16 protein-coding genes are annotated in these 20,295 nt (G+C 73.6%); 4 read left to right on the top strand and 12 right to left on the bottom strand.

The genetic code is table 11. The features are described from left to right. The first annotated feature begins 417 nt into the window (after positions 1 to 417). Positions 418 to 870 (top strand): hypothetical protein, encoded by a 453-nt coding sequence (locus tag AS188_RS03605; RefSeq protein ID WP_058857696.1) that lies wholly within the window; start codon positions 418 to 420, stop codon positions 868 to 870. Between the two features lie 30 nt (positions 871 to 900). On the opposite strand, the gene AS188_RS03600 is transcribed toward AS188_RS03605, so the two are convergent. The 5 genes from AS188_RS03600 to AS188_RS03580 form a co-directional block, all read right to left on the bottom strand. Beyond that, the gene (locus AS188_RS03600; protein WP_058857695.1) at positions 901 to 1,377 is read right to left on the bottom strand and encodes a hypothetical protein; all 477 of its coding nucleotides are present in this window, start codon (positions 1,375 to 1,377) and stop codon (positions 901 to 903) included. A 35-nt stretch (positions 1,378 to 1,412) separates the two neighbouring features. Beyond that, positions 1,413 to 2,264: an IclR family transcriptional regulator gene (locus AS188_RS03595; RefSeq protein WP_058859705.1), complete on the bottom strand. Its 852-nt coding sequence runs from the start codon at positions 2,262 to 2,264 to the stop codon at positions 1,413 to 1,415. Positions 2,265 to 2,296: 32 nt separating this feature from the next. Beyond that, entirely contained in the window at positions 2,297 to 4,258 is a 1,962-nt protein-coding gene (locus tag AS188_RS03590; RefSeq protein WP_058857694.1) for a BCCT family transporter, read from the bottom strand. Further along, positions 4,255 to 5,421, bottom strand: a complete 1,167-nt coding sequence (locus AS188_RS03585; RefSeq protein ID WP_058857693.1) for an aromatic ring-hydroxylating oxygenase subunit alpha — start codon at positions 5,419 to 5,421, stop codon at positions 4,255 to 4,257. The genes AS188_RS03590 and AS188_RS03585 overlap by 4 nt, the downstream gene beginning before the upstream one ends. A 75-nt stretch (positions 5,422 to 5,496) precedes the next feature. Beyond that, positions 5,497 to 6,696, bottom strand: coding sequence for an NAD(P)/FAD-dependent oxidoreductase (locus AS188_RS03580; RefSeq protein ID WP_058857692.1), 1,200 nt, complete (start codon positions 6,694 to 6,696; stop codon positions 5,497 to 5,499). A gap of 347 nt (positions 6,697 to 7,043) precedes the next feature. Here AS188_RS03580 and AS188_RS03575 point away from each other — a divergent pair, with 347 nt between their 5' ends. The 3 genes from AS188_RS03575 (at position 7,044) to AS188_RS03565 (ending at position 11,209) form a co-directional block, all read left to right on the top strand. Continuing rightward, the gene (locus AS188_RS03575) at positions 7,044 to 7,406 is read left to right on the top strand and encodes a bifunctional 3-phenylpropionate/cinnamic acid dioxygenase ferredoxin subunit (RefSeq protein ID WP_058857691.1); all 363 of its coding nucleotides are present in this window, start codon (positions 7,044 to 7,046) and stop codon (positions 7,404 to 7,406) included. A 36-nt stretch (positions 7,407 to 7,442) separates the two neighbouring features. Then, positions 7,443 to 9,914, top strand: a complete 2,472-nt coding sequence (locus AS188_RS03570) for a GcvT family protein (protein WP_058857690.1) — start codon at positions 7,443 to 7,445, stop codon at positions 9,912 to 9,914. A 143-nt stretch (positions 9,915 to 10,057) separates the two neighbouring features. Next, the gene (locus AS188_RS03565) at positions 10,058 to 11,209 is read left to right on the top strand and encodes an S-(hydroxymethyl)mycothiol dehydrogenase (protein ID WP_058857689.1); all 1,152 of its coding nucleotides are present in this window, start codon (positions 10,058 to 10,060) and stop codon (positions 11,207 to 11,209) included. Between the two features lie 285 nt (positions 11,210 to 11,494). Here the strand turns inward: AS188_RS03565 and purU are convergent, their stop codons facing one another. Genes purU through AS188_RS03530 form a run of 7 tightly spaced genes read right to left on the bottom strand, consistent with a single transcriptional unit; the run spans position 11,495 to position 20,234 of the window. Next, positions 11,495 to 12,367: a formyltetrahydrofolate deformylase gene (gene purU / locus AS188_RS03560; protein WP_058857688.1), complete on the bottom strand. Its 873-nt coding sequence runs from the start codon at positions 12,365 to 12,367 to the stop codon at positions 11,495 to 11,497. A 22-nt stretch (positions 12,368 to 12,389) separates the two neighbouring features. Further along, on the bottom strand, positions 12,390 to 13,790 hold the full coding sequence (locus AS188_RS03555) for an L-serine ammonia-lyase (protein WP_058857687.1): 1,401 nt from the start codon (positions 13,788 to 13,790) through the stop codon (positions 12,390 to 12,392). Beyond that, on the bottom strand, positions 13,790 to 14,494 hold the full coding sequence (locus AS188_RS03550; protein ID WP_058857686.1) for a sarcosine oxidase subunit gamma: 705 nt from the start codon (positions 14,492 to 14,494) through the stop codon (positions 13,790 to 13,792). Before AS188_RS03550 ends, AS188_RS03555 begins: the two co-directional genes overlap by 1 nt. After that, a complete protein-coding gene (locus AS188_RS03545) occupies positions 14,487 to 17,402 on the bottom strand; it encodes a sarcosine oxidase subunit alpha family protein (protein WP_058857685.1) in 2,916 nt (971 codons plus the stop codon). The genes AS188_RS03550 and AS188_RS03545 overlap by 8 nt, the downstream gene beginning before the upstream one ends. Beyond that, entirely contained in the window at positions 17,399 to 17,686 is a 288-nt protein-coding gene (locus tag AS188_RS03540) for a sarcosine oxidase subunit delta (protein WP_058857684.1), read from the bottom strand. The genes AS188_RS03545 and AS188_RS03540 overlap by 4 nt, the downstream gene beginning before the upstream one ends. A gap of 20 nt (positions 17,687 to 17,706) precedes the next feature. After that, a complete protein-coding gene (locus tag AS188_RS03535) occupies positions 17,707 to 18,924 on the bottom strand; it encodes a sarcosine oxidase subunit beta family protein (protein ID WP_058857683.1) in 1,218 nt (405 codons plus the stop codon). Then, positions 18,924 to 20,234: a serine hydroxymethyltransferase gene (locus AS188_RS03530; protein WP_058857682.1), complete on the bottom strand. Its 1,311-nt coding sequence runs from the start codon at positions 20,232 to 20,234 to the stop codon at positions 18,924 to 18,926. Before AS188_RS03530 ends, AS188_RS03535 begins: the two co-directional genes overlap by 1 nt. Positions 20,235 to 20,295: the final 61 nt, after the last annotated feature.

Raw genomic sequence — 20,295 nt, 5'->3', positions numbered from 1 at the left:
CACCCCGTCACATCTGCACGGCCCGAAGGCCCGGGTCTGTCACAGGGTGCGTCGCAGAGGGCGCTCATGATCTCCGTATCTCACTCGTGCGGCGGACCGGCTCTCGGACCGCGGGAAGCACAGAAGCTAGCAGCGCCGGCCGTGAGCACCCTGGGAGCCCCGTCGGGTCCGCCGGCCGGGGCCGGCAGGGCTCCTCGTGGCCGGCGGGACACGGCTCGAACCGCTCCTGCACCGACCGGCCCTGTCCCCCGAAGAGCCGACAGAAACGGATCGCGCGGCAGGCCCCGTGTCAAGTGCGCCGTCCGGCGTTCGGATAGTGTGACCTGCAGTGTCCTGCCCGGCCCCGGCGCACCGCCCGGGCCGCGGCCGCCCGACCGGCGCCCGGACACCCACCGCACCCGACCCGAGGACCGCCCGTTGCCCACGACCCTTGAGTTCTCCACCTGCGCGGAGACCGTGCCGCGCGCCTTCTGCGAGGCCCTCGGCGACTACGCCTGCCGGTGGGGCCTGGTCGCCACCGCCGGACCCGCGCAGGACCCCTCCGGGGAGCCGGTGACGGAGGTGGTGCTCGCCCCGGCCCCGGACACGGTGTTCGACCTGACGATGCTCGCGGTGCGGGAGGGGGACGTCCCGGCCGACTTCCGGGACCGCGCAGCGCCCACCGGGCCGGGTTCGGACCACCACGCCTGGGCCGTCGCCACCGCGCGCGCCTACGACCGGCACCGCTCCGCCCGGGACCTGGCGGAGCTGCGGCGCGGGATCGGGACGCTGGCGGCGCTGCACGGGATGGGTGCGGTGAGCGTGCGGGTCCGGCCGGTCGAGCCGGACACGGTGCTCGAGCAGCTGCTCGGGATCAAGAACCCGGCGTAGCCCCCGGCGGCAGCGTGCGCCGGCGGGCGCTCACGGGCGCTCCGAGTCCGCCTGCTCCGCGGCCGGACCCGGGGCGGCGGTTCCGCCGGCGGCGGGGGCGCCGTCGTCGTCCGCCGGGGTGTCCGTCCCGGGGACGGACGCCTCGGCGGGACGGCTCGCCGCGGTGCCGGCCTCGTCCGGGGTCCCCGCCCCGCGCGCCCCGCCGGGGGCCTGCTCGTCCCCGGGGACCTCGACGGCGTTGGGGCCCGGGCCCTGCGGCTGCCCGTCCGCCCAGGTGGCCCCCGGGCGGCGGGGCCTTCCGGCGGCGAAGGCGCGGGGCACGGCCGCGGCCTGCTCCCCGGGGCCCGCGTGCTCGGCCGCGGCGAGGACGGTGACGAACGCCCTGGTGTCGTGCACGAGGTCGGTGATGGTCTCGGGCGAGTCCACGGCCCAGTGGTAGGCGGTGGCCCAGTCCACGGGGCGGCCCCCGGCGGTGACGGTGCCCTGCTCGTCCAGCTCCACGGTCATGGGCCCAGGGTAGCGGCGGGCCCCGGCGCGGCCGGTCAGCCGCGCGGGGCGGTCCCGTCCACCGGCACCCAGCCCATCCGCCGGCTCACCCGCTCACCGGTCGCGCGCAGGTCCTCGAGCACCGCCTCCATCGTCCCGTCCGAGAAGCGGAAGGCGGGACCGGAGACGCTGATGGCCGCGACCACGGTCCCGAGGTGGTCGTGCACGGGCACGGCCACGGAGTTGAGGCCGATCTCGAACTCCTCGGACGTGGCCGCGTAGCCCTGCGCCGCGACGTCCAGCAGCTGCCGCTCCAGGGCCTTGCGGGAGGTGACCGTGCGGGCGGTGTAGGAGCGCAGGCCCTGCTCCTTGAGCACCCGGGCCCGGTCCTCGGAGGGCAGCCCCGCGAGCAGCACCTTGCCGGAGGCCGTGGCGTGCAGGGGGGTGATGCTCCCGATCCAGTCGTAGGTGGAGACCGTGGACGGGCCCATCTCCTGGCCGACGTTGACGGCGTGGCCCTCGCGCAGCACCGCCAGGTTGACGGTCTCCGAGACCGTCCGGGCCAGCTCGCGGATCTCGTCGCGGGCCTCGGTGACCACGCTCAGCCGTCCGGGGATCGCGTGGGCCAGGCGCAGGATCCCGAAGCCGAGCCGGTACTGGCCGCGGTCGGCGGCGTGGTGGACGAGGCCGCGGGCCTCCAGCGCGGCGAGCAGCCGGGAGGCGGTGGACTTGTGCACCCCCAGCTCGGCGGCCACCTCGGTCACGCTCGACCCGCCTGTGCGGGCGAGGATCTCCAGGACCGAGATCGCCCGGTCCACGGACTGCACGCCGCCGCCTCCTCCTTCCCCGCCGCTGCGCTCGGTCGTGGCGTCGGCGGGGTCGGAGGAGGCGCGGGCATGAGGGGGCATGACCCCCATGCTATCCACGGCCGTCACGGGGCTCAGGTCCGCTCCGGGGCCCGTCCCGTGGTCCGGGGCCGGTCCTTCCCGTTCGGGGCGGCGTAGATCGGCTGCCCGGCGGCGGTGGCGTCGACCGCCCGCAGCTGCCCCGTGGGCGGGTCGGCGCTCTCCCGGGTGACCAGGGTGAAGCGCTGGTGGCCGTACTCGTCGACCGCGGTGCGCACCGCCCGGTTCATCACCGACTCGGACAGGCGCTGGCGCAGCCACATCGGGTCCCGCCGCAGGTCCCGGACCAGCGCCACGCACAGCAGGGCCATCACGAGCACGAACGGCAGCGCGGCCACGATCGTCATCCGCTGCAGCCCGCTCAGGGCCTCGGCGGGGGTGTCCCCGCCGGCCAGCAGCATCACCGCGGCCACCGCGCCCATGAGCACGCCCCAGAGGACGACGACGGGGCGCGAGGGCTCCAGGCTGCCCCGGGAGCTGAGCGAGCCCATGACGATGGAGGCGGAGTCCGCCCCGGTGACGAAGAAGATGCCGGTGAGGACCATGGCCAGCACCGCCAGCCCGGTCGTCAGCGCCTGCGGCGCGTCCAGTCCGGTGAACATGTCGTAGATCGCGCTGTCGAAGGCGATGGTGGGCACCCCGTCCACGACCGTGGCGATCCCGTCCCCCGGGTCGGGCGTGGCGTCGGCCCGGCGCTGGATGTCGATCGCGGTGCCGCCGAAGACGGCGAACCACAGCAGGGACACCAGCGAGGGCACGAGCAGCACGCCGGTGACGAACTGGCGGATGGTGCGCCCGCGGGAGATGCGGGCGATGAACATCCCCACGAAGGGCGTCCAGGAGATCCACCAGGCCCAGTAGAAGACGGTCCACCCGGAGAGCCACTCGCGCATCGACGCGTCCCCGGCGGCCTCGGTGCGGGCGGCCATCTCCGGCAGCTGCTGGAAGTACGAGCCGATCGCCGTGGGCACCAGGTTGAGGACGAACAGGGTGGGCCCGACCGCGAAGACCACGACGGCCATGAGGACGGCGAGCACCATGTTGGTGTTGGCCAGGAACTGGATGCCGCGCTCGATCCCCGAGACCGCGGAGGCCACGAAGCAGAAGGTCAGCACCGCGATGACCAGCACCAGCAGCGGGGTCGCCACCTGCCCGACCACGCCGTTGAACTGCAGGCCGCTGCCGATCTGCAGGGCCCCCAGCCCCAGCGAGGCCGCGGAGCCGAAGAGGGTCGCGAAGATCGCGAGGATGTTGATGAGCCTGCCCCCGACCCCGTCGACCGCCCGGCGCCCGAACAGGGACACGAACGCCTCCGAGAGCAGGTTCTTGCGCCCCATCCGGAACGTGCCGTAGGCGATGGCGATCCCGAGCACCGCGTACATCGCCCACGGGTGCAGGGTCCAGTGGAACAGCGAGGTGGCCATGGCCGTCTCGATCGCCTCGGCGCTCTGACCGTCCACCGTGGCCGGCGGCGGGGAGACGTAGTGGTAGAGCGGCTCGGCGACGCCGTAGAACATCAGGCCGATGCCCATCCCGCACGCGAACATCATGGAGATCCACGAGGCCGTGCGGAACTCCGGGCGCTCCCCGTCCTTGCCCAGCGGGATGGCCCCGAACCGGCCCAGCGCCAACCACAGCACGAAGGCGACGAACAGCGAGGCCAGCAGCACGAAGACCCAGCCGGTGCTCTCGAGCACCCACGCCAGCGCGGCCGAGGACGCGGCGGACAGGGACTCCGTGCCGAGGAAGCCCCACAGCACGAAGCCGACCACGAGGGCGCCGGTGACCACGAGGATGGTGCGGTCCAGGCCCTCCAGCCCGGCGCGCACCGAGGTGCGGCGCTCGGCGACCCCGACCCTGAGCTCGTCGAGGATCGCGGCCTCCTGGGCCTCGGTCTCGTGCAGGTGCGTGGTGTCGTCCACGGGCGGGCGCACCTCCGGCGGCGCCGGGGCGTCGGCGGGGCGGGCCGGGTCCTGCCGGCCGCCGTCGCCGCTCACCCCTGCACCTCCTGGGCCGCGGGTGCGGTGCGCCGCTCGAGGACGTCCCCGACCTTCGTCAGGATCCAGTCGTGGAACGCGCCGATGTGGTGCTCGCTGGGCACCAGCACCCCGCCCTTGGCGTAGACCCTGGAGCTCATCGCGGGCTGGCAGCGCTCGCAGGCGTCGAAGTCCTGCTGGTTGACCCGGTGGAAGAGCTCGACCGAGGCGGAGACGTCCTTGCCGGACTCGACCACCGAGGGCAGGTAGAGCCAGTCGCACTCCACGACCGTGCGGTCCGCGGCGAGGGGGAACATGCGGTGGACGATCACGTGGTCGGGCACGAGGTTGACGAACACCGTGGGCTTGATGGTGATCGCGTAGTAGCGCCGGTCCTGGTCCTCGGCGACCCCGGGGATCCGCTCGAGGCCCTCGGTGCCGTCGATCGTGAAGCCCTGGACCTCCTCGCCGAACTCCGCGCCGTGGCCCACGAAGTACTGCGCGGCCAGCCCGTCGGCGAACTCGGGCAGCACCTCGGTGAGCTCGGGGTGGATGGTCGCGCAGTGGTAGCACTCCATGAAGTTCTCGATGATGAGCTTCCAGTTCGCCTTGACGTCGTAGGTGATCCGCCGGCCCACGGACAGGTGGGCGACGTCGTAGCCCTCGATCGCGGTCGCGTCCCCGAGCCGCTCCTGGATCGCGCCCACCACGTCCTCCTCGAAGGACGGGGGCTCGTCGGCCAGGCAGACCCACACGTAGCCGAGGTACTCCCGCACCGGCACGCCCACCAGCCCGTACTCCTGGCGGTCGATGTCGGGCATCTTCGTGAGGTTGGGGGCCGCGATCAGCTTGCCGTCGAAGTCGTAGGTCCACGCGTGGTAGGGGCACTGGAAGGAGCGGCCGGCCTCGCCCGTCTGCTCCGTGCACAGCTTCACGCCGCGGTGGCGGCAGACGTTGTAGAACGCCCGGATCCCGTGCTTGCGGTTGCGGGTGATGATGATCGACTCCCGGCCCACCTGCACGGTGCGGAAGGCCCCGGGCTTGTCCAGGTCCGAGGCGCGCACGGCGCAGAACCACATCTGCTCGAGGATCCGCTCCTGCTCGGCGCGGAAGACCTCCTCGTCGACGTAGCTGGAACCGGGCAGGGTGGCGATGAGGCTGTCGGAGATGACGGTGGTCGACAAGGTCGTGCTCCTGAGGGTCGAGGCGGCGGCCCGCCGCACGGGCGGCGGACGGGGGTCGGGACGGGCGGGTCGGGCTCAGGCGGCCACGGCGGGAGCCGCGGCCGCGCGGGCGGCGGCGAGCTTCTCGAGGGTCTTGCGCCAGCGGCAGAACAGCCGCACCTGGTTCCAGCCGAGCACGGCGACCGGCTCGTCGCCGGCGTAGTAGACGGCCAGCAGGGAGTCCTCGCCGGGCCCGCCCTGCTCGTAGACGATGCGGTCCCCGCGGGCGGCGTCCCCGGCGAACTGCAGGCGGGTGCCGTACTGGTCGGACCAGAAGTACGGCGGCTTCACCGCCGGCAGCTCCGCCGGATCGGCCCCGAGCAGCGCGCCGACGGCGATCGCCGGACGCTCGGCGGCGCCGGTCCAGTGCTCGACCCGGCGGTGGGTGCCCGTGGCGGGGTCGTACCAGGCGGCGCAGTCGCCGACGGCGACGACGCCGGGGACACCGGTGCGGCCCACCGCGTCGCACAGCACGCCGTTGCCGAGCTCGACCCCGGAGCCCTCCAGCCAGGCGGTGTTGGGCGCCGCGCCGATGCCGACGACCACGACGTCGGCCGGCAGCTGCCGCCCGCCGGCCAGGTGGACCGCGCGCACGGCGCCCCCGGCGACCTCGAAGCGCTCGATGTCGGTGCCGCAGAGCAGCTCGACGCCCGCGCGCTCGTGCAGGCCGGCCACGACCGCGCCGAGCTCGGCCCCGAGGGGCCCGCACAGCGGGGTGGGCGACTTCTCGACCACGGTGACCTCGAGCCCCAGCTCGTGGGCCGTGGAGGCGACCTCCGCGCCGATGAACCCGGCGCCGACCACGACCAGCCGCCGGCCCGGGGCCAGCAGCTCCCGCAGCCGGTGCGCGTCCGCGACGGTGCGCAGGGTCACGACGTTGTCCAGGCCGGCGATCGGCGGCAGCGACCGGGGCGAGGCGCCGGTGGCGACCACGAGGCCCTCGGCGTGCAGCAGCCGGCCGTCGTCGAGCACGACGGTGCGGGTGACGGCGTCGAAGGAGACCGCCCGCACCCCCAGGACCCACTCGGCGTCGAGGTCGTCGGCCTCCGTCTCCAGCGCGAGGTCCTCCGCGCCGATCCGGCCGGCGAGGAAGTCCTTGGACAGCGGGGGGCGGTCGTAGGGGCGCTGCGGGTCCTCGCCCACGACGGTGAGGCGGCCGGTGTATCCGTGGTTCCGTGCGGCCCGGGCGGCGGCGAGGCCGGCGAGGGACGCCCCGACGATGACGAGGGACTCCATGGGGGACCCCTTTCGGGTGTCTGGTGCAGGTGGTCGGGGGCGCGGCGGGGATCCCGCCGCTCCATCCGCCTGTGCGTCAAGTGCAACGCGATGCGTGATGTGAGGAACAGCGTGGGCCTCCCCACCCCCGCCGTCAAGAGGTTCCGGGAATTCGACACACGGATTTCACACCGCGCGCCCGTGTGACCCGGCGACACCCCGGGAGAACGGCGCAATCCTTGACACGACGCGGAAGCGGTCCCCACGATGTTGCGCATCGCAACACTCGTTGCTCATCGTGAGGTCGATGCGGCCGGGTCGGAGCACCCGGCACGGCACGGCCGCTCCTCAGGAAAGGATCCGTTCGGATGCACAAGGCCTGTCCCCTGAAGGACCTCGCACCCGGCGAGGCGCTGCGGCTCGAGACGACGCCGCCCATTGCCGTGTTCCACACCGAGGAGGGCGAGCTGTTCGCGATCGACGACACGTGCACCCACCAGGACGCCTCGCTCGCCGACGGCTGGGTGGAGGGCTGCGAGGTGGAGTGCCCGCTGCACGCCTCGAAGTTCGACCTGCGCACCGGCGCCGTCGACGCCCCGCCGGCGAAGCTGCCCGTGCGGGTCCACGAGGTGAGCGTGGTCGACGGCGACATCGTGGTCCGGGAGTCCGAGGAGGCCCCGAACCTGCCGCCCGGCCTCACGGTCCACGGCCACGAGTCCCGGCCGAGCTGAACCACGCCCGGCACCCACAGGTCAGGAGGACCGCCCATGAGCACCACCCCCCGCGTCGTCGTCATCGGAGCCGGGATCGTCGGCACGAACCTCGCCGACGAGCTGGTCCAGCGCGGCTGGACCGACATCACCGTCCTCGAGCAGGGGCCGCTGCCCCTGCCCGGCGGCTCGACCTCGCACGCGCCGGGGCTCGTCTACCAGACGAACCCCTCGCGCACGATGACCCGGTTCGCGACGTACACGGTGGAGAAGCTCCTCTCCCTGGGCTGCTTCAACCAGGTCGGCGGCCTCGAGGTGGCCACCACTCCCGAACGGCTGGAGGAGCTCAAGCGCAAGGTGGGCTGGGCGGCGTCGTGGGGCCTGCCGGGCCGGCTGCTCACCCCCGAGGAGGTCCTGGAGCAGCACCCGCTGGTGAACCCCGAGATGGTCCTCGGCGGCTACCACGTGCCGACGGACGGGCTCGCCCTCGCCGCCCGGGCCGTGCAGGTGCTCGTCGAGCGCACCTCCCGGGCCGGGGTGACCTACCGGGCGGAGACGACCGTCACCGGCATCGAGCGGGCCAACGGCCGCGTGACCGGGGTGACCGTCGCCGACGGGTCGACGGTGCCGGCCGACGTCGTCGTCTCCTGCGCGGGCTTCTGGGGACCGGCGATCGGCGAGCTGGCCGGCATGCCCTGCCCCCTCCAGCCCCTGGCCCACCAGTACGTCTTCACCTCCGCCGTCCCGGAGCTCGTCGGCAGGCACGACGCCCCGAACGGGGCCACCCTGCCGATCCTGCGGCACCAGGACGCCGACCTGTACTACCGGGAGTGGGGCGACCGGATCGGCATCGGCTCCTACGCCCACCGCCCGATCCCGGTGGACCTCGAGGAGCTCCCCCGCTGGGCGCCCCGGGACATCGCCCACGACCGGATGCCGTCCCGGCTGGAGTTCACGCCCGAGGACTTCGCCCCGCAGTGGGAGGAGAGCCGGCGCTTCCTGCCGTCCCTGCGCGGCAGCGAGGTGGCCGAGGGGTTCAACGGGATCTTCTCCTTCACCCCGGACGGCGGTCCCCTCATCGGCGAGTCCCCGGACCTCGCGGGCTTCTGGGTCGCCGAGGCCGTGTGGGTCACCCACTCCTCCGGTGTGGCCAAGGCCGTGGCCGAGCTGCTCGTGGAGGGTGCCTCCGAGACGGACCTGCACGGCTGCGAGGCCACCCGCTTCGAGGACGTGCAGCTGTCCCGCGAGTACGTCGAGGAGACCGGCAAGCAGAACTTCGTGGAGATCTACGACGTCCTCCACCCCCTCCAGCCCCGGGAATCCCCGCGCGACCTGCGGGTCAGCCCGTTCCACTCCCGGGAGCGCGAGCTGGGCGCCTTCTTCCTGGAGGGCCACGCCTGGGAGCGGCCCCACTGGTACGAGTCCAACGCGGCGCTCCTGGACGAGCTGCCCGAGCAGTGGCGCGAGCCCGAGCGGGAGCCGTGGGCGGCGAGGTACCACTCCCCCGTCGCGGCCGTCGAGGCCTGGAGGACCCGCACCGCCGTGGCGATGTACGACATGACCCCGCTCGCGCGTGTTACGGTCGAGGGCCCCGGCGCCGCCGCCCTGCTGCAGCGGCTGAGCACCGGCAACGTCCTGCGCAAGCCCGGAGCCGTGACCTACTGTCTCCTGCTGGACGGGAAGGGCGGGATCCGCAGCGACATCACGGTGGCCCGGCTCGACGAGGAGCTGTTCCAGGCCGGCATCAACGGCGCCGTGGACGTCGCCTACCTCTGCGCCGAGGCGAAGCGGCAGAGCGCCGAGGACCCCACCGCCTGGGTCCGGGTGCGGGACATCACCGCCGAGACCTGCTGCATCGGCCTGTGGGGCCCGAAGGCCCGCGAGGTCATGGCGAAGGTCTCCCGGGACGACCTCAGCAACGACGGGCTGAAGTACTTCCGCACCAAGCAGATCCGGGTGGGCGGGCTGCGGGTCACCGCGATGCGGCTGTCCTACGTGGGCGAGCTCGGGTGGGAGCTCTACACCACCGCCGACCAGGGCCTGAGGCTGTGGGACCTGCTGGCCGAGGCGGGCCGGGAGCACGGGATCGTCCCCGCGGGGCGCGCCGCGTTCAACAGCCTGCGCCTGGAGAAGGGCTACCGCGCGTGGGGCACGGACATGACCACCGAGCACACCCCCGTGGAGGCCGGGCTGGACTTCGCCGTGAAGAAGGACAAGGGCGAGTTCGTGGGCTCGGCGGCCGTCGCGGCCGAGCCCCCGGCCCGGCGCCGCCTGCGCTGCCTGACGGTGGACGACGGCCGCACCGTGGTGCTCGGCAAGGAGCCCGTGTTCGTGGACGGGGTCCCCGCCGGCTACGTCACCAGCGCCGCGTGGGGCTACACCGTCGGGCGGCCCGTCGCCTACGCGTGGCTGCCGCCCGAGGTCACCGAGGGCGACACCGTGGAGATCCTCTACCACTGCGAGCGGGTCCCGGCCACGGTCTCGGCCGAGCCGCTCGTGGACCCCGGCATGGAGCGCATCCGCGGCTGAGACCTCCGCGGCCGGGACGCCCGTCGCCCCGGCCGCGGTCGCACCGCCCCGGGCCCCGGGGAGCCTACGGATCCCCGGGAGCACGGAACCTCCTCGAACGGCGCCGGTCCCGGCGCCGACGACGACGAAAGGCAGGACAGCGCATGCACAAGGTCAAGGGCGTGGTGTCCAGGGGCAGGAACCAGCCGGTCAGCGTGGAGACGGTCCTGGTCCCGGACCCGGGGCCCGGAGAGGTCCTGGTCGACGTGCTCACCTGCGGGGTTTGCCAGACCGACCACCACTACGTCGAGGGCGGGGTCGGCGACGACTACCCGTTCCTGCTGGGCCACGAGTCCGCGGGCATCGTCTCGGCCGTCGGCGAGGACGTCACGGAGGTCGCCGTGGGCGACCACGTGATCCTCAACTGGCGCGCGGTGTGCGGGCAGTGCCGGGCCTGCAAGAAGGGCCGGCCCTGGTACTGCTTCGACACCGCCAACGCGACGCAGCGGATGACCCTCGAGGACGGCACCGAGCTGACCCCCGCCCTGGGCATCGGCGCCTTCGCCGAGAAGACCCTGGTGGCCGCCGGGCAGTGCACGAAGATCGAGGCCGAGCTGGCCCCGGAGCAGTACGCGGCCGTGGGCCTGCTCGGCTGCGGGGTCATGGCCGGCATCGGCGCGGTCCTCAACACCGGGGCCCTCCAGCGCGGGGAGTCCGTGGCCGTGATCGGCTGCGGCGGGGTCGGTGCGGCAGCGATCGCCGGGGCCGCCCTGGGCGGGGCCACCACGATCGTCGCCGTGGACCTCGACGACGACAAGCTCGCCACCGCCCGGCGGTTCGGCGCCACCCACACCGTGAACTCGAAGGACACCGACCCGGTGGCCGCGATCCGGGAGCTCACCGGCGGGCACGGCGCCGACCTGGTCGTCGACGCGGTGGGGATCGCCCCCACCTTCGCCCAGGCCTTCGAGGCCCGCGACCTGGCCGGGCGCCTGGTCCTGGTCGGGGTCCCCGCCCCGGGCACCACCTGGGAGGCCCCGCTGGACCAGGTCTTCGGCCACGGCGGGGCCATCAAGTCCGCCTGGTACGGCGACACCCTGCCCTCGCGGGACTTCCCCATGCTCGTGGACCAGTACCTGTTGGGCCGGCTGGACCTCGACGGCTTCGTCACCGAGCGGATCGGGCTCGAGGACGTCGACGAGGCCTTCGCCAGGATGCGGACCGGAACGGTGCTGCGCTCCGTGGTCGAGATCGCCCGCGACGGCACGGCCGCGGCCGGGACGGAGCGGAGCGAGACGGCCGGAGCCGCCCGGTGAGCGCCGGCCGCGTTCCCGGCCGCACCGTCGCGGCGGGCCGGTGCCCCCGCCGGCAGGAACGCGCCGGCCGCTGACCCGCACCGCCACGACGCCCCCCGGCTGCCCGGGGGGCGTCGCCGTGCGCCCGGGCGCGCAGCCCCGGGGAGGAGCCGTGCGCCCGGCACCGCTCGGCTGCGGGCGGGTGCCTCTCCCCCGCACCGCCGGACCCGGAACGGCCCCGGCACGCGCGGAGGGCCGGCGGGGAGCTCCCCGCCGGCCCTCCGCCGCGCCCTGCCGGGGCGGCGTTCAGCGCAGGACGACCGTGCGGTTGCCGTGCAGGATCACCCGGCCCTCGCAGTGCCACTTCACCGCGTTGGACAGCGCCTTGCACTCGGTGTCCCGGCCGGCGGCCACGAGGTCCTCGGGTCCGTAGGTGTGGTCCACCTCCACGACCTGCTGGGCGATGATCGGCCCCTCGTCCAGCTCGGCGTTGACGTAGTGGGCCGTGGCGCCCACGGTCTTCACCCCGCGCTCGTAGGCCTGGTGGTAGGGCTTGGCGCCCTTGAAGGACGGCAGGAACGAGTGGTGGATGTTGATCACCCGTCCCTCCATCCGGGTGGCCAGCGAGTCGCTGAGCACCTGCATGTACCGGGCCAGGACCACGAGGTCCACCTCGAAGCGGTCCACGAGCTCCAGCAGCCGGGACTCGGCCCGGGGCTTGGTGTCCGGGGTGACGGGCACGTGGAAGAACGGGATGCCGTGCCACTCCACGAGGCGCTGGTGGTCGCGGTGGTTCGAGACCACCGCGACGATGTCCACCGGCAGCTCCCCGGTGCGGGCGCGGAAGAGCAGGTCGTTGAGGCAGTGGCCGAACTTGGAGACCATCACGAGCACGCGCCGCTTGGCCCCGTGCTCGTTGAGCTCCCAGCGCATCCCGAAGCGCTCGGCCACCGGGGTGAGGTCGGCGCGCAGGGCGTCGGCGTCGAGGCCCTCCCCGGTGGCCGAGGCCACGTGCACGCGCATGAAGAAGTGCCCGAAGCGGCGGTCGTCGAACTGGGTCAGCTCCACGATCGTGCAGCCGTGCTCGAGCAGCACGCCGCTGACGGCGTGCACGATCCCCGGCCGCTCGGGGCAGTCCAGGGTCAGGACCAGCTCGGTGGTGGCCGGCGCGGTCAGCACGGCCTCCCCCTGCGGGCGCGGATCAGCATTCGACGACGTTGACGGCGAGTCCACCACGAGAGGTCTCCTTGTACTTGATCTTCATGTCCTTGCCGGTCTCCCGCATGGTCTTCACGGCCTGGTCGAGGGAGACCTTGTGCTCGCCGTCGCCCTGCAGGGCCAGCCGTGCGGCGTTGACGGCCTTGACGGAGGCGATGGCGTTGCGCTCGATGCACGGGATCTGCACGAGCCCGCCCACCGGGTCGCAGGTCAGCCCGAGGTTGTGCTCGATGCCGACCTCGGCGGCGTTCTCGACCTGCTCGGGGGTCCCGCCCAGGACCGCGCACAGCCCGGCGGCGGCCATCGAGCAGGCCGAGCCGACCTCGCCCTGGCAGCCGACCTCGGCCCCGGAGATCGAGGCGTTCTCCTTGATGAGGATGCCGATGGCGCCGGCGGTAAGCAGGAACCGCACCACGCCGTCGTCGTCGGCCCCGGGGACGAAGCGCGCCCAGTAGTGCAGCACGGCCGGGATGATCCCGGCGGCCCCGTTCGTGGGGGCCGTCACGATCCGCCCGCCGGAGGCGTTCTCCTCGTTGACCGCCAGCGCGAAGAGGTTGACCCACTCCATGGCCCGCAGCGGGTCGTCGACCCGCCCCGGCGCCGCGGCGGCGGCCGCCTCGAGCTCCTGCAGCCGGGCGCGCAGCGCGGGGGCCCGGCGGCGGACCTTCAGCCCGCCGGGCAGCGTGGGCTCCGGGCGGGTGCAGCCGTTCTCCACGCACTCCTGCATCACGGCCCAGATCCGCAGCAGCGCCTCGCGCGTCTGCTCGTCGGGGCGCCAGGCCCGCTCGTTGGCGAGCATCACCTCGGCGATGCTCAGCCCCTCCCGGCGGCAGATCGCCAGCAGCTCGGCCCCGGAGCGGAACGGGTGGGGCACCACCGTGGCGTCCGCCACCACCCGGTCCGCGCCGGCGGCCTGCTCGTCCACCACGAACCCGCCGCCCACGGAGTAGTAGGTGCGCTCGCGCAGCACCTGCCCGTCCGCGCCCAGGGCCCGGAAGGTCATCCCGTTGGGGTGGGCCGGCAGGGACTTGCGCCGGTGCAGCACCACGTCCCCGGACCGGTCGAAGGGCACGGGGCGCACCCCGGCGAGCAGCAGCTCGCCGCGCTCGCCGGTGGTGCGCACCGTGTCGTCGGCGGTGTCCGTGTCGACCGTCTCGGGGTCCTCCCCGAGCAGGCCCAGGACCACCGCCTTGTCCGAGCCGTGGCCCCACCCGGTGGCGCCGAGGGAGCCGTAGAGCTCGGACTGCACGCGGGCCACCTGATCCAGCAGGCCGTCGGCCCGCAGGCCCTCGGCGAAGCGCCGGGCCGCCCGCATCGGGCCCACCGTGTGGGAGGAGGAGGGCCCGATGCCGACGGAGAACAGGTCGAGGACGCTGAGGGCCATCAGGGCACCTGGGGAGCCGCGAACTCGGTCATGGCGTCCAGCAGCCAGCGGGCCGTGTAGTCCGCGAAGGAGGCGCGCGGCAGAACCCGCCACTCCTGCTCCCCGGTGCGCCACAGCAGGACCTGGACCGGGCCCAGGGTCGTGGCCACGGCGGTGCCGGCCGCGAAGGCCCGCGGGTGCAGGTCCATCGGGCAGCCCTTCTCGAGGACCTCCCGCGCCGAGGGGCCCGAGAGCTCGAGCGTGGTGCGGTTGGCGGAGAGGTCCACGACCTGCCCCGGCACCCCGGCCCCGGCCAGCGCCTCGGACAGGCGCACGGCCGCCGGGGCGGTGGACAGGCTCGGCAGGGCCCCGGGCTCGCGCTCGGCGCCCCCGGTGAGCCCTGCGGGCACGACCGTCTCGTCGGGGCCCACGAGCAGGAACTCGTCCGGGCCCAGCCACAGCACGGCGGTGGCCGCCGGGTCGCCGGTGACCTCCCCGTGGCCGCCCGGCAGGGGCAGGCCGGTCAGGTCCGTGACGGTCGAGGCGGAGTCCGTGCCGGGCACGAGCCGCAGCCCCACCATCGTCAGGAACGGCACCTCGCGCAGGGCCACGCCCCGCTCGCCCGTCACGGTCCGCTCCGCCATCGCCCCGGCCAGGTGGGCCAGCGGGCTGCGGCGCAGGGTCGTGAGGTCGGTGGCGTCGTCGGTCATCAGCTGCTCAGCCATCTCGGCGGTTCCCTTCGGGGTCGTAGAGGACGGGTTCGGCGAGGACGACGTCGACCAGCTGCCCGTCGAGCGGGGCCTGGAGCGTCTCGCCGATGCGGTTGCGGCCGTTCTTCACCAGGGCCAGGCCGAAGGTCCGGCCCAGGGCGGCGCTGCGGTAGCTGGAGGTCACGTGGCCCTCCATCGGCACGGGCCCCTCCTCCGGGGTGACGGGGGTGCCCGCGGTGATCAGCTGGGCGCCCTCCGGCAGCCGGAACTGCGGGTCGGCCGGCAGGACCGCCACGAGCTGCTTGCGGTCCTCGCTGGTCGCGGAGGGCCGGGAGTAGGAGCGCTTGCCGATGAAGTCCTTGGTCTTGGACACCACCCACTCCATGCCGAGGTCCTGCGGGGTGACGGTGCCGTCCGTGTCCTGCCCGACGATCGGGAAGGCCTTCTCGGCGCGCAGCACGTGCATCGTCTCCGTGCCGTACGGGGTGATGCCGAACTTCTCGCCGGCGGCGGCGACGTCCTCCCAGGTGCGCAGCCCGTACCAGCCGGCCACGTTGATCTCGAAGGCCAGCTCCCCGGAGAAGGAGATCCGGCAGATCCGCGCGGGGACCCCGGAGGCCAGCACGGTCTCGCGGAAGGCCATGAACGGGAAGGCGTCCTGGGAGACGTCCAGGTCCGGGGCCAGCTCCGCGACGACGTCCCGGGACCTCGGGCCGACGACGGCGATGGTCGCCCACTGCTCGGTCACGGAGGTCATGACCACGTCCAGCTCGGGCCACTCGGTCTGGGACCACTCCTCGAGCCACTCGAGGACCTTGGCGGCCCCGCCCGTGGTGGTGGTCATCAGGTACCGGTCCTCGTCCAGGCGCAGGGTCACGCCGTCGTCGAAGACCATGCCGTCGGGCGTGCACATCACGCCGTAGCGGCCCATGCCGGGCTTGAGCTTCTTGAACGCGTTGGTGTAGACGCGGTTGAGGAACTCGCCGGCGTCCTTGCCCCGGATCTCGATCTTGCCGAGGGTGGTCGCGTCCATGAAGCCCACCGACTCGCGCGCCGCGGCGCACTCGCGCAGCACGGCCGCGTCCATGTCCTCGCCCGGCTGCGGGTAGTACCAGGGGCGCTTCCACTCCCCGACGTCCTCGAACAGCGCCCCGTGCGCCTCGTGCCACTCGTGCATCGGGGTGCGGCGGGCGGGGGCGAACAGCTCCCCGCGCTGCCGGCCCGCGAGGGCGGCGAAGGCCACCGGGGTGTAGGGGGCGCGGTAGGTGGTGGTGCCGATCCCGCCGACGTCCTGGGTGTTCAGCGCCGCGGCGATCACGCCGATGGCGTTGACCCCCGAGGTCTTGCCCTGGTCGTTGGCCGTGGAGATCGAGGTGTAGCGCTTGACGTGCTCCACCGAGCGCATCCCCGCCCCGACCGAGCGCAGCACGTCGGCCACGGTCTGGTCGCGCTGCAGGTCCACGAAGGAGTTCCGCCACTCGGCCGGCTCGCCCTCGCGGGCGGGCACGAGCCACAGGGGCCGCACCGGGGCGGACTCGACGCTCTCCGCCTCGGGGGCGGAGGGCTGGACCTGGAAGCCGGCCCGGCGGGCGGCCTCGGCGCCGGCGAGCGCACCCTCGGTGAGGCACCAGGACAGGTCCGTGGTGCCGTTGACCGACCCGGCGGTGTGCTGGCCGGCCACCGGGGCGGCGGGCACGAACGCGGCGAGGCGCTCGTCCCAGATCAGCTTGCCCTGCCGCTGGCTGTGCAGGTGCACCACGGGGGTCCACCCGCCGGAGACGGCCAGCAGGTCGGCCGGCAGCGTCTCGGCGGGGCCGGCGGGCTGCCCGTCGTCGTCGAGCGGGGCGACGACGACGCCGCTGACGCGGCCCCCCGCGCCCTCGCCGAGGGTGTCGACCACGGCGCTGCCGGTGAGCACCCGCACCCCGGCCGCGGCGGCGAGCTCGGCCGCCCGACCCTCGAGCCGCGGCCGGGAGTCGACCACGGCGGCCACGCCCACCCCGGCGGCGGCGAGGTCGGCGACCACGTCGTAGGCCGAGTCGTTGGTGGTGGCCACGACGACCTCGGACCCGGCGGCCACGCCCCAGCGGTTGAGGTAGGCGCGCACGGCCCCGGCGAGCATGATCCCCGGCCGGTCGTTGTTCTCGAACACGATCGGGCGCTCGTGGGCGCCGGTGGCCAGCACGAGCTGGCGGGCGCGCACGTGCCAGATCCGCTCGCGGGAGACGCCCTCGGCGGGGGCGCCGCCGAGGTGGTCGGTGCGCCGCTGGACGGCCACGACGTAGTTGCTGTCGTAGCTGCCGATCGCCGTGGTGCGGGCCAGGACGGTGACCTCGGGGGCGTCCTCGAGCTCGGCGACGACCGTCCGGGTCCACGCGACGGCGTCCTCGCCGTCGATGCGCTGGTCGCGGCCGGCGAGCAGGGACCCGCCGGCCACGGGCTGCTCGTCCATCACCAGCACGCGGGCCCCGGAGCGGGCGGCCTCGCGGGCGGCGGCCAGGCCGGCGGGCCCGGTGCCGACGACGAGCACGTCGGTGTGCACGTGCTTGTGGTCGTAGACGGCCCGGTCCTCCCGGGGGTCGAGCTGGCCCATGCCGCGCAGCCACGTGGCGGACAGGCCGTCGGTGAGCTCCACGGCCGGGGCCGGCAGCATCGACTCGTCGACGTCGGCGGAGGTGCGGGCGGCGACCTTCACGAGGGCGTTGGGCTCCTCGACGCCGGCGGCCATGATCCCGCGCGGGCGGCCGAGGTACATCGAGTCGGCGCAGGAGACCCGGCCGGCGGCCAGCAGGGCCGAGGCGAGGGTGTCACCGGGGTGGCCGGTGAGCTCCTGGCCGTCGATGCTGAAGCGCACGGTGGCCGAGCGGTCGATGCCGTGGGCGGGGCTGCGCTCCGCGGACAGGCGCTGGGGCTGGGTGGTCATCGGACACCTCCGTTCTGCGGGGCGGTCTCGCCCATCCGGTAGACGGCCTGGATCTCGTAGGTGGCGGTGTCGCGCACGACGTTGAACCACCGGCGGCAGCCGGTGCTGTGCGCCCAGCGCTCCTTGAGCAGGCCCTTGGGGTTGTTGCGGTAGAAGAGGTACTCCGCCCACTCCTTGTCGGACAGGGCCGAGGGGTCCTCGGGGTAGGCGACGTGTGCCTCGCCGCCGTAGTGGTACTCGGTCTCGTTGCGCGGCCCGCAGTAGGGGCACTCGATGAGCAGCATGGTCTCTCTCTCCTGGTCCGCTAGTGCGCCACGGCGGCGGCGCCGTGCTCGTCGATGAGGATGCCCGTCTCGAACCGCTCGAGGCTGAAGGGGGCGTTGAGCGGGTGCGGCTCGTCGGTGGCGATGGTGTGGGCGAAGGTGTACCCGGCCCCGGGCGTGCCCTTGAAGCCGCCGGTGCCCCAGCCGCAGTTGACGTACATCTGGTCCACCGGGGTCTTGGAGACCACCGGGGAGGCGTCGAGGGTGACGTCGACGATCCCGCCCCAGGTGCGCAGGACGTGGGCCCGGGCGAAGATCGGGAACAGCTCGACGGCGGCGGCCATCTGCTGCTCGATCACGTGGAAGGACCCGCGCTGGCCGTAGCCGTTGTAGGCGTCCACGCCGGCGCCCATCACGAGCTCGCCCTTGTGCGCCTGGGAGACGTAGACGTGCACGTGGTTGGACATCACCACGGTCGGGTGGACCATCTCGTGCAGCTCCGAGACCAGGGCCTGCAGCGGGTGGGACTGGATGGGCAGGCGGAACCCGGCGAGCTCGGCGAGCACCGAGGAGTGCCCGGCGGCGGCGAGGCCGACCTTGCCCGTGCGGATCGTCCCGCGGGAGGTCTCCACGGCGACCACGCGCTCGCCGTCCTTGACGAACCCGGTGACCTCGCAGTTCTGGATGATGTCCACGCCCATCCGGTCGCAGGCCCGGGCGTAGGCCCAGGCGACCCAGTCGTGCTTGGCGATGCCGGCGCGCGGCTGGTAGGTCGCGCCCATCACCGGGTAGCGGATGTCGTCCCCGATGTTGATGATCGGGCACAGCTCCTTGACCTGCTGCGGGTCGATCCACTCGGCGTCCACGCCGTTGAGGCGGTTGGCGTTGACCCGGCGCACGCTCTCGCGCACGTCCTGGAGGGTGTGCGCCAGGTTCATCACGCCGCGCTGGGAGAAGAAGACGTTGTAGTCGAGCTCGTCCTCCATCTGCTCCCACAGCTTCAGGGAGTGCTCGTAGATCCCGGCGGACTCGTCCCACAGGTAGTTGGAGCGGATGATCGTGGTGTTGCGGGCCATGTTGCCGCCGGCGAGCCAGCCGCGCTCGAGCACGGCGATGTTGGTCATGCCGTGGTTCTTGGCCAGGTAGTAGGCGGTGGCCAGCCCGTGCCCGCCGCCGCCGACGATCACGGCGTCGTAGGAGGGCTTGGGGTCGGGGTTGTGCCACAGGAAGTCCGGGTGCTCCGGCAGGAGGTCGGCCATCAGAGGGCTCCGTTCAGGACGGGGGCGGACAGGTTCGGGTAGAGCGGGAAGCGCTCGGTCAGGGCGGTGACGCGCTCGCGCAGCCGCTCGGTGTGCGCCGGCTCGGGCTCGCGCACGAGGGCCTCGGCGATGATGTCGGCGACCTCGGCGAACTCCTCGGGCCCGAAGCCGCGGGTGGCCAGGGCCGGGGTGCCGATGCGCAGCCCGGAGGAGACCATCGGCGGGCGGGGGTCGAAGGGGACCGCGTTGCGGTTGACGGTGATCCCGATCGAGTGCAGCCGGTCCTCGGCCTGCTTGCCGTCGAGCTCGGAGTCGCGCAGGTCCACGAGGACCAGGTGCACGTCGGTGCCGCCGCTGACCAGGTCGATGCCGGCGGCCAGCACGTCCGGGGCGAGCAGGCGCTCGGCGAGCAGGCGGGCGCCCTCCAGGGTGCGCCGCTGGCGGTCGCGGAACTCCTCGCCGGCGGCGTGCTTGAAGGCCACGGCCTTGGCGGCGATCACGTGCTCGAGCGGGCCGCCCTGCTGGCCGGGGAAGACCGCGGAGTTGATCTTCTTCGCCAGCTCCTGGGTCGTGAGGATCACGCCGCCGCGGGGGCCGCCGAGGGTCTTGTGGGTCGTGGAGGTCACCACGTGGGCGTGGGGCACGGGGTTCGGGTGCAGCCCGGCGGCGACGAGCCCGGCGAAGTGGGCCATGTCGACCATGAGGTAGGCCCCCACCGCGTCGGCGATGCGCCGGAACTCGGCGAAGTCCAGCTGACGGGTGTAGGCGGACCAGCCGGCGACGATCATGCGGGGCCGGTGCTCCAGGGCGAGGCGCTCCACCTCGGCCATGTCGATCCGGTGGTCCTCCGGGGAGACGCCGTAGGCCACCACGCGGTAGAGCTTGCCGGAGTAGTTGAGCTTCATGCCGTGGGTGAGGTGCCCGCCGTGGGCGAGGTCCAGGCCGAGGATCGTGTCCCCCGGGTCCAGCAGCGCGAACATCGCGGCGGCGTTGGCCTGGGCCCCGGAGTGGGGCTGGACGTTGGCGTGCTCGGCGCCGAAGAGCGCCTTGAGGCGGTCGATCGCGAGCTGCTCGACCACGTCGACGTGCTCGCAGCCGCCGTAGTAGCGCCGGCCGGGGTAGCCCTCCGCGTACTTGTTGGTCAGCACGGAGCCCTGGGCCTCCATGACCGCGCTCGGGGCGAAGTTCTCGGAGGCGATCATCTCGAGCGTGGACTGCTGGCGGCGCAGCTCGGCGTCGACGGCGGCGGCGATCTCGGGATCGCTCTCGGCCAGCAGCTGGTACAGAGGGGACTCCTCGTGCACGGTCATGTGACCTCCTGGGATGTCTGCGGTGTGCAACTGATATATCAGTTGTTGACCCTTAGTATGT

Origin of the sequence: Kocuria flava, from assembly GCF_001482365.1 — a bacterium.
GTDB classification, from domain to species: domain Bacteria; phylum Actinomycetota; class Actinomycetes; order Actinomycetales; family Micrococcaceae; genus Kocuria; species Kocuria flava.
This window is presented reverse-complemented; position numbering and strand designations above follow the sequence as displayed.